General features: G+C 58.8%; 11 protein-coding genes. 10 read left to right on the forward strand and 1 reads right to left on the reverse strand.

All coding sequences use genetic code 11. The annotated features are described in order from the left end of the window. Window positions 1-429: 429 nt before the first annotated feature. Both argF and TU73_RS10760 read left to right on the forward strand, forming a co-directional pair. Window positions 430-1,350 carry an ornithine carbamoyltransferase gene (gene argF / locus TU73_RS10755; protein ID WP_057012154.1) on the forward strand — a complete coding sequence of 307 codons (921 nt, stop codon included), beginning with the start codon at window positions 430-432 and terminating at the stop codon, window positions 1,348-1,350. Continuing rightward, complete coding sequence (locus tag TU73_RS10760) at window positions 1,347-2,390, forward strand: ABC transporter ATP-binding protein (protein WP_057012155.1); 1,044 nt, start codon at window positions 1,347-1,349, stop codon at window positions 2,388-2,390. The genes argF and TU73_RS10760 overlap by 4 nt, the downstream gene beginning before the upstream one ends. A gap of 142 nt (window positions 2,391-2,532) precedes the next feature. On the opposite strand, the gene ybaK is transcribed toward TU73_RS10760, so the two are convergent. Further along, window positions 2,533-3,003 carry a Cys-tRNA(Pro) deacylase gene (gene ybaK / locus TU73_RS10765; protein WP_005785257.1) on the reverse strand — a complete coding sequence of 157 codons (471 nt, stop codon included), beginning with the start codon at window positions 3,001-3,003 and terminating at the stop codon, window positions 2,533-2,535. Between the two features lie 327 nt (window positions 3,004-3,330). On the opposite strand from ybaK, the gene TU73_RS10770 reads away from it, so the two are divergent. From TU73_RS10770 to TU73_RS10805, 8 genes are all read left to right on the forward strand, one after another. Then, window positions 3,331-4,185 (forward strand): MIP/aquaporin family protein, encoded by an 855-nt coding sequence (locus TU73_RS10770; protein WP_057012156.1) that lies wholly within the window; start codon window positions 3,331-3,333, stop codon window positions 4,183-4,185. 74 nt (window positions 4,186-4,259) lie between these two features. Next, entirely contained in the window at window positions 4,260-5,765 is a 1,506-nt protein-coding gene (glpK, locus tag TU73_RS10775) for a glycerol kinase GlpK (RefSeq protein ID WP_057012157.1), read from the forward strand. 95 nt (window positions 5,766-5,860) lie between these two features. Continuing rightward, window positions 5,861-6,616, forward strand: coding sequence for a DeoR/GlpR family transcriptional regulator (locus TU73_RS10780; RefSeq protein WP_014717134.1), 756 nt, complete (start codon window positions 5,861-5,863; stop codon window positions 6,614-6,616). Window positions 6,617-6,892: 276 nt separating this feature from the next. Next, window positions 6,893-8,431 (forward strand): glycerol-3-phosphate dehydrogenase, encoded by a 1,539-nt coding sequence (glpD, locus tag TU73_RS10785; protein ID WP_057012158.1) that lies wholly within the window; start codon window positions 6,893-6,895, stop codon window positions 8,429-8,431. Window positions 8,432-8,805: 374 nt separating this feature from the next. Beyond that, entirely contained in the window at window positions 8,806-9,732 is a 927-nt protein-coding gene (locus TU73_RS10790) for a glutamate/aspartate ABC transporter substrate-binding protein (RefSeq protein WP_057012159.1), read from the forward strand. Window positions 9,733-9,925: 193 nt separating this feature from the next. Next, window positions 9,926-10,672: an amino acid ABC transporter permease gene (locus tag TU73_RS10795; protein WP_057012160.1), complete on the forward strand. Its 747-nt coding sequence runs from the start codon at window positions 9,926-9,928 to the stop codon at window positions 10,670-10,672. After that, window positions 10,672-11,343: an amino acid ABC transporter permease gene (locus tag TU73_RS10800; RefSeq protein ID WP_046071144.1), complete on the forward strand. Its 672-nt coding sequence runs from the start codon at window positions 10,672-10,674 to the stop codon at window positions 11,341-11,343. Before TU73_RS10795 ends, TU73_RS10800 begins: the two co-directional genes overlap by 1 nt. Then, on the forward strand, window positions 11,340-12,074 hold the full coding sequence (locus TU73_RS10805) for an amino acid ABC transporter ATP-binding protein (protein WP_033896404.1): 735 nt from the start codon (window positions 11,340-11,342) through the stop codon (window positions 12,072-12,074). Before TU73_RS10800 ends, TU73_RS10805 begins: the two co-directional genes overlap by 4 nt. The last annotated feature ends 73 nt before the right edge of the window (window positions 12,075-12,147 follow it).

A 12,147-nucleotide genomic window follows, 5' to 3' on the forward strand; every position in this document is an offset into this window, starting at 1 on the left:
CTCTTTATATAGGGGCTTTGGCTTAACTATGGGCGGCGAACTGCCAGCGCGCCAGCAACCTTCGTACTGTGAATCGGTGGGCATAGGCCAAGGCATGGCTAAGCATGAGTAAATGTTTCAGAAATCCTCCACCCAGTGGCTAAAACCGACGCTACCTGGCTTGGGCCCGCCTCGGCGCATTGCAAAAGGCCTCGGCGCCAGTGTACAAATGACCCGCTGCTGTCAGGAAATCGTCTTCAAACACGCGTCAGCGCCCTGCTTGAACACCCCTAAAAACCGTAGCCCTATTGGTAAGACGCGACATTTAATGTCAATATCGCGCCTTCCCCTATTTCGTCGCCCCGTGCGGCTTCCGCCGCAGGTCTCGCCCGTTGTCACAATAAACAAGGCTTTGAGTATCTGCGGTCTGTTGCAAAAAGGTAGTTAATGATGAGCGCAAGGCACTTTCTCTCCCTGATGGATTGCACGCCCGAAGAGCTAGTCAGCGTGATCCGTCGAGGCATTGAGCTTAAAGACCTGCGTAACCGCGGCGTACTGTTTGAGCCTTTGAAAAACCGCGTACTCGGGATGATTTTCGAGAAGTCCTCAACGCGTACACGCCTGTCGTTCGAAGCCGGCATGATCCAGCTGGGCGGCCAGGCGATTTTCCTGTCACCGCGTGATACCCAACTGGGCCGTGGTGAGCCGATCAGCGATTGCGCCAGGGTCATGTCACGCATGCTCGACGCGGTGATGATCCGTACCTTCGCCCACAGCAACCTGACTGAATTTGCCGCCAACTCCCGCGTGCCAGTGATCAATGGCCTGTCCGATGACCTGCACCCCTGCCAGTTGCTGGCCGACATGCAAACCTTCCTCGAACACCGGGGCTCCATCCAGGGCAAGACCGTGGCCTGGATCGGCGACGGCAACAACATGTGCAACAGCTATATAGAAGCGGCGATCCAGTTCGACTTCCACCTGCGTATCGCCTGCCCTGAAGGCTACGAGCCGAGCGCCGAGTTCATGGCCAAGGCCGATGGTCGCGTGCAATTGCTACGCGACCCCAAGGATGCCGTGGTCGGTGCCCACCTGGTCAGCACCGACGTCTGGACCTCCATGGGCCAGGAAGACGAAACGGCCAAGCGCCTGGCCCTGTTCGCGCCGTTCCAGGTGACCCGTGCCCTGCTCGATACGGCCGCGCCCGACGTGCTGTTCATGCACTGCCTGCCTGCCCACCGTGGCGAAGAAATCAGCCTCGACCTGCTCGACGACCCACGTTCTGTGGCTTGGGACCAAGCCGAGAACCGCCTGCATGCGCAAAAAGCCCTGCTGGAATTTCTCGTCCCACCTTCGTACCACCACGCATGAGCCAGCCACTCCTGCTGAACCTGCGCAATCTGGCATGCGGCTATCAAGACCAGCGGGTGGTCCAGAACCTCAACCTGCACCTTAATGCCGGCGACATCGGTTGCCTGCTCGGCTCCTCGGGATGCGGCAAGACCACCACCTTGCGCGCCATTGCCGGCTTTGAGCCGATACACGAAGGCGAAATCAGTCTGGCGGGTGAAGTCATCTCCAGCGCCGGTTTCACCCTGGCACCCGAGAAACGTCGTATCGGCATGGTGTTCCAGGACTACGCTCTGTTCCCGCACCTGAGCGTGGCCGATAACATCGGCTTCGGTATTCGCAAACATCCGCAAAAGGATCGCGTAATTGCCGAGTTGCTGGAACTGGTGAATCTGAAGGATCTGGGCAAGCGCTTTCCCCACGAGCTTTCCGGCGGCCAGCAGCAACGTGTCGCCCTCGCCCGCGCCTTGGCGCCGGAGCCACAATTGTTGCTGCTGGACGAACCTTTTTCCAACCTGGATGGCGAACTGCGCCGCAAGCTGAGCCACGAAGTGCGCGATATCCTCAAGGCGCGGGGCACCAGTGCGATCCTCGTTACCCATGACCAGGAAGAAGCGTTCGCCGTCAGTGACCATGTCGGCGTGTTCAAGGAAGGTCGCCTTGAACAGTGGGACACGCCCTACAACCTTTATCACGAACCGCAGACGCCTTACGTCGCGAGCTTTATTGGCCAGGGGTACTTCATTCGTGGCCGCTTGAACTCGCCGGAATCGGTGAGCACTGAACTGGGTGACTTGCGCGGCAACCGCGCCTATACCTGGGCTATCGGCGGCGCGGTGGATGTATTACTGCGCCCGGATGACATCGTCTACGCACCGGACAGTGCACTGAAAGCCCGGATTGTCGGCAAGACCTTCCAGGGGGCCTCGACCTTGTACCGGTTGCAACTGCCAACGGGCGCTCAGTTGGAATCGATTTTCCCCAGCCATGTTGATCAACAGATGGGGACGGATGTGGGGATTCGAGTGGCGGCCGAGCATCTAGTGCTGTTCCAGGCGTAAGCAGATTCCTGAGGAAACCGGGTTAAAGATGTGGGAGGGGGGCTTGTCCCCGATAGCGCTGGGCCAGTCAGTTTATCGGTAGCTGACCCAATGCAATCGGGGGCAAGCGCCCTCCCACATTAGATCTCCACAGGGCTGGTCATCAGGCCCGGCCGATGGCCGCGAATTTGGCCTGGGTATGTTCAGCCAGCACTGCTGCGGGTAACTCCACCTCCAGCCCCCGCCGCCCCGCACTCACAAAAATCGTTGCAAAGGGTTGCGCCGTTTCGTCGATAAACGTACGCAGGCGCTTCTTTTGCCCCAGCGGGCTGATGCCGCCCAACAGGTAACCGGTGGAACGCTGAGCCGCCGCCGGATCGGCCATTTCGACCTTTTTCACGCCCGCCGCATGAGCCAGCGCTTTCAAATCGAGACTTCCGACGACCGGCACCACCGCGACCAACAATTCGCCTTTCTCACTGCTCGCCAGCAGCGTCTTGAACACCTGCGCGGGGTCGAGGCCCAATTTTTCCGCGGCCTCCAGGCCATACGAAGCCGCCTTCGGGTCATGTTCATAACTGTGGATGCGATGTTCGGCGCGAACTTTTTTCAACAAATCCAATGCGGGCGTCATGGAGTCTCCGGGCAGGGAAAACAGGGGTCCAATTCTAGGCCAAGCGCAGGCAAAACGCTCTAGTTCAAGCGCTGCTGACGCATAGGCCAAACCTAACCTGCGTGATCATTCACCAGACCAATAGTTAGAAAGTGACTGCCGGTTCACTTTCGACCTTTGACAGCGGTCATTCTTGTCTATATTTTTTCGTTTCCGAATACTGTAGGAATACTCATCAGTACTCCAGCAGTAAGCCGCGACCCAGGATGGGGATCCTTGTCACGGTGAAAATCGCGCAACCGCCCGCTGAGGCAGTGCGCCAGACAAGAACAACAATCGAGGTTTTCCATGACAACTGCTCTTCAACAGCCTTCACTTTCGAGCCAATGCATGGCCGAATTCCTGGGGACCGCACTACTGATCTTCTTCGGTACAGGATGCGTCGCCGCGCTCAAGGTCGCGGGTGCGAGCTTCGGCCTCTGGGAAATCAGTATTATCTGGGGGATCGGCGTGAGCATGGCGATCTACCTGAGTGCCGGTATTTCCGGGGCTCACCTCAACCCGGCGGTCAGTATCGCCCTGTGCATTTTTGCCGATTTTGAAAAGCGCAAACTGCCCTTCTATATTCTGGCCCAGGTCGCCGGCGCCTTCTGCTCCGCCGCCTTGGTATATACGCTCTATAGCAACCTGTTTTTCGATTACGAACAAACCCACCATATGGTCCGCGGCTCCCAGGCCAGCCTGGAACTGGCATCCGTGTTCTCTACCTATCCCCATGCACTGCTGAGCACCGCCCAGGCATTCCTGGTGGAAATGGTCATCACCGCGATCCTGATGGGCGTGATCATGGCCCTCACCGATGACAACAACGGCCTGCCACGCGGCCCGCTGGCCCCGCTGCTGATCGGCTTGCTGATTGCCGTGATTGGTAGCGCCATGGGCCCGCTGACCGGCTTTGCGATGAATCCGGCACGGGATTTCGGACCCAAGCTGATGACCTTTTTCGCCGGCTGGGGTGAAATGGCCTTTACTGGTGGCCGCGACATTCCTTACTTCCTGGTGCCGATTTTCGCCCCGATTGTCGGCGCTTGCCTCGGTGCCGCGGCCTATCGCGGGCTGATTGCCCGCCACCTGCCAAGCGCCGCACCTGCTATAGCTGAAACACCTGACACGGCTGTCAACGGCAAGACCCGTATTTCCTGAAAGCGCCAGCCTGGTCCCCTGCCCTTCGCGGCCCAGGCTGATTTCTGACTTCCTTATTTCGTAAGGCACCTGACATGACCGACATTCAGAATAAGAACTACATCATTGCCCTTGACCAGGGCACTACCAGTTCCCGGGCGATCATCTTCGATCGTGACGCCAACGTGGTGTGCACCGCCCAGCGTGAATTCACCCAGCATTACCCGCAAGCAGGCTGGGTCGAACATGACCCGATGGAAATCTTTGCCACCCAGAGCGCGGTGATGGTCGAAGCGCTGGCGCAAGCCGGCCTGCACCATGACCAGGTCGCCGCCATTGGCATCACCAACCAGCGCGAGACCACCGTGGTCTGGGACAAGATCACCGGCCGCCCGATCTACAACGCGATCGTCTGGCAGTGCCGCCGCAGCACCGAAATCTGCCAGCAGCTCAAGCGCGACGGCCACGAGCAGTACATCAACGACACCACCGGGCTGGTCACCGACCCCTACTTTTCCGGCACCAAACTCAAGTGGATCCTCGATAACGTCGAAGGAAGCCGCGAGCGTGCACGCAATGGCGAACTGCTGTTCGGCACCATCGATAGCTGGCTGATCTGGAAGTTTACCGGCGGCAAGACCCACGTCACCGACTACACCAACGCCTCGCGTACCATGCTCTTCAACATCCACACCCTGGAGTGGGATGCGAAGATGCTGGAGATTCTGGATGTGCCGCGGGAAATGCTGCCGCAAGTGAAGTCTTCCTCCGAAATCTATGGCCGCACCAAGAGCGGCATCGCCATCGGCGGCATCGCCGGTGACCAACAAGCCGCGCTGTTCGGCCAAATGTGCGTGGAAGCCGGACAGGCCAAGAACACCTACGGCACCGGCTGCTTCCTGCTGATGAACACCGGCGACAAGGCAGTGAAATCCAAGCACGGCATGCTCACCACCATCGCCTGCGGCCCACGCGGTGAAGTGGCCTACGCCCTTGAAGGCGCGGTATTCAACGGCGGTTCCACCGTGCAATGGCTGCGTGACGAGCTGAAAATCATCAATGACGCCCACGACACCGAATACTTTGCCGGCAAGGTCAAGGACAGCAACGGCGTGTACCTGGTCCCGGCTTTCACCGGGCTGGGCGCGCCCTATTGGGACCCGTATGCCCGAGGTGCGCTGTTCGGCCTGACCCGCGGCGTACGCGTGGACCACATTATTCGTGCAGCCCTGGAGTCGATTGCCTTCCAGACCCGCGATGTACTCGACGCCATGCAACAAGATTCTGGCGAACGCCTCAAGGCCCTGCGTGTGGATGGCGGTGCGGTTGCCAACAACTTCCTGATGCAATTCCAGGCCGACATCCTCGGTACCCAGGTCGAACGCCCGCAAATGCGTGAAACCACTGCCCTCGGCGCCGCCTACCTGGCCGGCCTGGCGTGTGGCTTCTGGGGCAGCCTGGACGAACTGCGTGGCAAGGCGGTGATCGAGCGCGAATTCGAACCCCAGTTGGACGAAACCACCAAAGAAAAGCTCTACGCCGGCTGGCAAAAAGCGGTGAGCCGCACCCGCGACTGGGAACCGCACGAAGGCGCTGAATAAGCCAAGCGCCGGATCCATATCTGGTTGTAACTGGCAGGGAGCGGATTCCTGCGTCATCATGGGCCACTTTTGTATGGCAGCCCAAAGGACGCCCCATGAATCTGCCTCCCCGCCAACAACAAATCCTCGAACTGGTCCGCGAACGCGGTTATGTCAGTATCGAGGAAATGGCGCAGCTATTCGTTGTTACCCCGCAAACCATCCGCCGCGATATCAACCAGCTGGCGGACGCCAATCTGTTGCGCCGCTACCACGGCGGCGCCGCCTATGACTCCAGTGTCGAGAACACCGCGTATGCCATGCGTGCAGACCAGATGCGCGACGAGAAACAGCGCATCGGTGAAGCCATCGCCGCGCAAATTCCCGACCACGCCTCGCTGTTTATCAATATCGGCACCACCACCGAATCCATCGCCCGTGCACTGCTCAATCACAACCACCTGAAAATCATCACCAACAACCTCAACGTCGCCACGATGCTCAGTGCCAAGGACGACTTCGATGTGTTGCTCACCGGCGGCAACGTACGCCGCGATGGCGGTGTGGTCGGCCAGGCCAGTGTCGATTTCATCAACCAGTTCAAGGTCGACTTTGCCCTGGTGGGCATCAGCGGTATCGACGAGGACGGCAGCCTGCTCGACTTCGATTACCAGGAAGTGCGGGTTTCCCAGGCAATCATTGCCAATGCGCGGCAAGTGATTCTGGCGGCAGACTCCAGCAAGTTCGGGCGCAATGCCATGATTCGCCTGGGGCCGATCAGCCTGGTGGACTGCCTGGTGACTGACCAACAGCCGGTGCCGGCGTTGGTGCAAGTGCTGAATGAGCACAAGGTGCGACTAGAAGTCGTGTAGCGTCTGGACTGACGCCATCGGGGGCAAGCCCCCTCCCACATATGAATGGGTTCACACATTAAAGTGTGGGAGGGGGCTTACCCCCGATGGCGATCTGTCCAGCACTGCATTTCCTGAGCCTTCCCCAAGCTCGTGTTCACAAATTTTCCTTTTCCCACCCTTCGATGAGTTTTTTTAATCGAAGTCGGGTGGCTGTGTGCGCATTTATCAGCTACCATTTTCGCAAATGAACATTAATGTTCGAATTCCAAGACGAAAAGATCGCGAGGCTAGCCGATGAACCCTTCCACCTTGCCTGCTCCACCGCTTGCCGAAGTCTATGACGTTGCCGTAATCGGTGGCGGGATCAATGGCGTCGGCATTGCAGCAGACGCAGCCGGTCGCGGTTTGTCGGTATTCCTTTGCGAAAAGGACGACCTGGCCAGCCACACCTCATCGGCCAGCAGCAAGCTGATCCACGGCGGCTTGCGTTACCTGGAACATTACGAATTCCGCCTGGTGCGCGAAGCCTTGGCCGAACGTGAAGTGCTGCTGGCCAAGGCACCGCATATCGTCAAGCAGATGCGCTTCGTACTGCCCCACCGTCCGCACTTGCGTCCGGCCTGGATGATTCGTGCCGGCTTGTTCCTTTATGACCATTTGGGCAAGCGGGAGAAACTGGCGGGTTCCAAAAGCCTCAAGTTCGGCGCCGACAGCCCGCTGAAAAGCGAAATCACCAAGGGCTTCGAATACTCCGACTGCTGGGTGGATGACGCCCGCCTGGTGGTACTCAACGCCATGGCTGCCCGTGAAAAAGGCGCGCACATTCATACCCAGACCCGTTGCGTCAGCGCCCGTCGCAGCAACGGCATGTGGGAAATGAACATGGAGCGTGCCGATGGCAGCCTGTTCTCGATTCGCGCCCGCGCACTGGTGAATGCTGCCGGCCCGTGGGTCGCCAAGTTCATCAGGGACGACCTCAAGCTGGATTCGCCCTACGGCATCCGTCTGATCCAGGGTAGCCACCTGATTGTGCCAAGACTGTACGAAGGTGCCCACGCGCACATCCTGCAGAACGAAGACCAACGCATCGTCTTCACTATTCCGTACCTGAACCACCTGACCATCATTGGCACCACTGATCGCGAATACACCGGCGACCCGGCTGCAGTTGCGATTACCGAAGGTGAAACCGACTACATGCTCAAGGTGGTCAACGCGCACTTCAAGAAACAGCTGAGCCGTGACGATATCGTCCATACCTACTCCGGCGTACGCCCACTGTGCAACGACGAGTCGGACAACCCGTCGGCCATCACCCGCGACTACACCCTGGCGCTGTCCGGCGGCAACGGCGAAGCGCCGATTTTGTCGGTGTTCGGCGGCAAGCTCACCACCTATCGCAAGCTGGCCGAGTCGGCCATGGCCCAGCTGGCGCCGTACTTCACCCAGATGCGCCCAAGCTGGACCGCCACGGCCAGCTTGCCCGGCGGTGAAAACATGACCACGCCGGAAGCCCTGGCCGATGCGATCCGCGCCAAGTTCGACTGGATCCCAAGCGAAATCGCCCGCCGCTGGTCCACCACCTACGGCAGCCGCACCTGGCGCCTGTTGGAGGGCGTGCAATCGCTGGCCGACCTGGGTGACCATCTGGGAGGCGGCCTGTACACCCGCGAAGTTGATTATCTGTGCGCCGAAGAATGGGTGACGCAGCCGCAGGACGTACTCTGGCGCCGGACCAAGCTTGGCCTGTTCACCACGCCGCAGGAGCAGGACAACGTGCAACGCTACCTGGCGAAGGTCGAACAGAGCCGTAGCAAGATCGAAGCGGCCTGATAGCCATCCCCACACTGGAGCGAGCTTGCTCGCGAGACACCTGAGAGCGCCGCGTTTATTCAGAATAAACGCGGCGCTTTTGCGTTTTCGCGAGCAAGCTCGCTCCTACAGGTCACTTGGACGCATTCGGTTTTCCGAACGCAACTTGTCGCCCTATTCGGTTTGCCGGACCCGGCGTCGAAAATCGCGTCGCAACATAAAATTAATCTCGATATAAATCATGCAGTTAACCTTTTACTTTCGGTATGGCACGACTCATGCTCTACACTCTTTGACGATTACCTGAGGCGCCTTAGGAGCCGTCACGGGCATTCGCTGTACAAAAGAGCCGTTTAGCTGGCTTCATAAAAAAAACAAATGTCGAGGAAGTATTGATGCGCATCGTTCCCCATATCCTGGGCGCAGCTATTGCTGCTGCTCTGATCAGCACTCCAGTTTTCGCCGCCGAACTCACCGGCACACTGAAGAAAATCAACGACTCCGGCACCATCACTCTCGCTCACCGCGACAGCTCCATTCCGTTTTCCTACATCGCGGATGGTTCGGGCAAACCCGTGGGCTACTCCCACGACATTCAGCTGGCCGTCATTGAAGCCCTGAAAAAAGACCTGAACAAGCCCGACCTGAAGGTCAAGTACAACCTGGTGACTTCGCAAACCCGTATTCCGCTGATCCAGAACGGCACCGCGGACCTCGAGTGCGGCTCCACCACCAACAACGCCGAACGCGCACAGCAAGTTGACTTCACCGTCAACATCTTCGAAATCGGCACCCGCCTGCTGGTCAAGAAAGACAAGGAAGGCAAGCCCTCCTACAGCGACTTTGCCGACCTCAAGGGCAAGAACGTCGTGACCACCGCCGGCACCACGTCCGAGCGCATCATCAAGGCGATGAACGCCGACAAGCAGATGGGCATGAACGTCATCTCCGCCAAGGACCATGGCGAATCCTTCCAGATGCTCGAAAGCGGCCGTGCCGTTGCATTCATGATGGATGACGCCCTGCTCGCCGGTGAAGAAGCCAAGGCCAAGAAGCCGGACGACTGGGTCATCACCGGTACTCCGCAGTCCTTTGAAGCCTATGCCTGCATGGTGCGCAAAGGCGACCCGGCCTTCAAGAAAGCCGTGGACGACGCCATCGTCGGTTTGTTCAAATCCGGCGAAATCAACAAGATCTACGCCAAATGGTTCGAGAGCCCTATTCCACCAAAAGGCCTGAACCTCAACTTCCCGATGAGCGAAAAGGTCAAGGAACTGATCGCGAATCCGACCGACAAGCCGGCACCGGAAGTAAAGATCTGAAAACCTGACTAACCTTATCGCCAGGGGGGCTCACGCCCCCCTGGCATCTGTTACTACCTGCTGGCTTTAATTTGGAACACTCGACTTGGCGGTTTCCGAGCCGATCGTGTGTGCCTGGCATTCATTGCCAGGCGGGAAAGGATCTTCCCCAAGCAGGTGCTTGTACATTGATCGATCTCGAGGGGAGACCCTAATGAATTACAACTGGGACTGGGGCGTGTTCTTCAAGTCCACTGGCGTTGGCAGCGAGACGTATCTCGACTGGTACATCGCCGGCCTGGGCTGGACCATCGCCATCGCTGTCGTGGCATGGATCATCGCCTTGCTGCTGGGCTCCATTCTGGGGGTCATGCGCACCGTGCCAAACCGCATCGTATCGGGCATTGCGACCTGCTACGTGGAACTGTTTCGTAACGTGCCGCTGCTGGTTCAGCTGTTCATCTGGTACTTCCTGGTGCCCGACCTGCTGCCGCAGAACCTGCAGGACTGGTACAAGCAAGACCTGAACCCGACTACCTCGGCCTACCTGAGCGTTGTCGTGTGCCTGGGCCTGTTCACCGCCGCCCGTGTGTGTGAACAAGTGCGTACCGGCATCCAGGCGCTGCCCCGTGGCCAGGAGTCCGCGGCACGCGCCATGGGCTTCAAGCTACCGCAGATCTACTGGAATGTGCTGCTGCCCCAGGCCTATCGCATCATCATTCCGCCGCTTACCTCGGAATTCCTCAATGTGTTCAAGAACTCCTCCGTGGCGTCCTTGATCGGCTTGATGGAACTGCTGGCGCAAACCAAGCAGACCGCCGAGTTCTCGGCCAACCTGTTCGAAGCCTTCACCTTGGCCACGCTGATCTATTTCACCCTGAACATGAGCCTGATGTTGCTGATGCGCATGGTCGAGAAGAAAGTCGCAGTGCCCGGCCTGATCTCTGTGGGGGGTAAATAATGGACTTTGATTTCAGCGGCATCATCCCCGCCATCCCGGGCCTGTGGAACGGCATGGTCATGACCCTGCAGTTGATGGTCATGGGCGTGGTCGGCGGCATCATCCTGGGTACGATCCTCGCGCTGATGCGCCTGTCATCCAGCAAACTGCTGTCGCGTGTGGCCGGCGCCTATGTGAACTACTTCCGCTCGATCCCGCTGCTGCTGGTGATCACCTGGTTCTACCTGGCGGTGCCGTTCGTGCTGCGCTGGATCACCGGCGAAGACACCCCCATCGGTGCGTTCACCTCCTGCGTCGTGGCGTTCATGATGTTCGAGGCCGCGTATTTCTGCGAAATCGTGCGTGCCGGCGTGCAGTCGATTCCCAAGGGTCAGATGGCCGCGGCACAAGCCATGGGCATGACCTACGGGCAGACCATGCGCCTGATCATCCTGCCCCAGGCGTTCCGCAAGATGACGCCATTGTTGCTGCAACAATCGATCATCCTGTTCCAGGACACTTCGCTGGTCTACACCGTGGGCCTGGTGGACTTCCTCAACTCCGCCCGCTCCAACGGCGACATCATCGGCCGCTCCAATGAGTTCCTGATCTTTGCCGGTGTCGTCTACTTCATCATCAGCTTTTCCGCCTCGCTGCTGGTCAAGCGTCTGCAAAAAAGGTTTGCCGTATGATCTCTATCAAGAACATCAACAAGTGGTATGGCGACTTCCAGGTGCTGACCGATTGCAGCACCGAGGTTAAAAAAGGCGAAGTGATCGTGGTGTGCGGGCCGTCCGGCTCGGGCAAATCCACCCTGATCAAGTGCGTTAACGCTTTGGAACCGTTCCAGAAAGGCGACGTAGTGGTCGATGGCACCTCCATTGCCGACCCGAAGACCAACCTGCCGAAACTGCGTTCGCGGGTGGGCATGGTGTTCCAGCACTTCGAGCTGTTCCCGCACCTGACCATTACCGAAAACCTGACCATCGCGCAGATCAAGGTGCTGGGCCGCAGCAAGGAAGAAGCCACCAAGAAAGGCCTGCAGCTGCTCGACCGTGTGGGCTTGTCGGCACACGCCCACAAGCACCCTGGCCAGCTCTCCGGTGGCCAGCAGCAACGTGTGGCGATTGCCCGCGCACTGGCCATGGACCCGATCGTCATGCTGTTCGACGAACCGACCTCGGCGCTGGACCCGGAAATGGTCAACGAAGTGCTCGACGTGATGGTGCAATTGGCCCACGAAGGCATGACCATGATGTGCGTGACCCATGAAATGGGCTTTGCACGCAAAGTGGCCGACCGCGTGATCTTCATGGACGCCGGCAAGATCATCGAGGACTGCCCGAAGGAAGAGTTCTTCGGCGACATCAGCGCCCGCTCCGAACGTGCGCAGCACTTCCTTGAGAAAATCCTGCAGCACTAAGTACTACTTAGCTAAGCACACAGCTCCTACTGTAGAAACCGGGTCAATGTGGGAGGGGGCAAGCCCCCTCCCA

This window comes from Pseudomonas libanensis, from assembly GCF_001439685.1.
Taxonomy (GTDB): domain Bacteria; phylum Pseudomonadota; class Gammaproteobacteria; order Pseudomonadales; family Pseudomonadaceae; genus Aquipseudomonas; species Aquipseudomonas libanensis.

Excerpts from the sequence above, each read along its gene's own strand:
- TU73_RS10800 (WP_046071144.1), top strand. The coding sequence starts at position 10,672 with ATGGACTTTGATTTCAGCGGCATCATCCCCGCCATCCCGGGCCTGTGG.
- argF (WP_057012154.1), top strand. The coding sequence starts at position 430 with ATGAGCGCAAGGCACTTTCTCTCCCTGATGGATTGCACGCCCGAAGAG.
- TU73_RS10780 (WP_014717134.1), top strand. The coding sequence starts at position 5,861 with ATGAATCTGCCTCCCCGCCAACAACAAATCCTCGAACTGGTCCGCGAA.
- TU73_RS10795 (WP_057012160.1), top strand. The coding sequence starts at position 9,926 with ATGAATTACAACTGGGACTGGGGCGTGTTCTTCAAGTCCACTGGCGTT.
- glpK (WP_057012157.1), top strand. The coding sequence starts at position 4,260 with ATGACCGACATTCAGAATAAGAACTACATCATTGCCCTTGACCAGGGC.
- TU73_RS10805 (WP_033896404.1), top strand. The coding sequence starts at position 11,340 with ATGATCTCTATCAAGAACATCAACAAGTGGTATGGCGACTTCCAGGTG.
- TU73_RS10790 (WP_057012159.1), top strand. The coding sequence starts at position 8,806 with ATGCGCATCGTTCCCCATATCCTGGGCGCAGCTATTGCTGCTGCTCTG.
- TU73_RS10760 (WP_057012155.1), top strand. The coding sequence starts at position 1,347 with ATGAGCCAGCCACTCCTGCTGAACCTGCGCAATCTGGCATGCGGCTAT.
- ybaK (WP_005785257.1), bottom strand. The coding sequence starts at position 3,003 with ATGACGCCCGCATTGGATTTGTTGAAAAAAGTTCGCGCCGAACATCGC.
- TU73_RS10770 (WP_057012156.1), top strand. The coding sequence starts at position 3,331 with ATGACAACTGCTCTTCAACAGCCTTCACTTTCGAGCCAATGCATGGCC.
- glpD (WP_057012158.1), top strand. The coding sequence starts at position 6,893 with ATGAACCCTTCCACCTTGCCTGCTCCACCGCTTGCCGAAGTCTATGAC.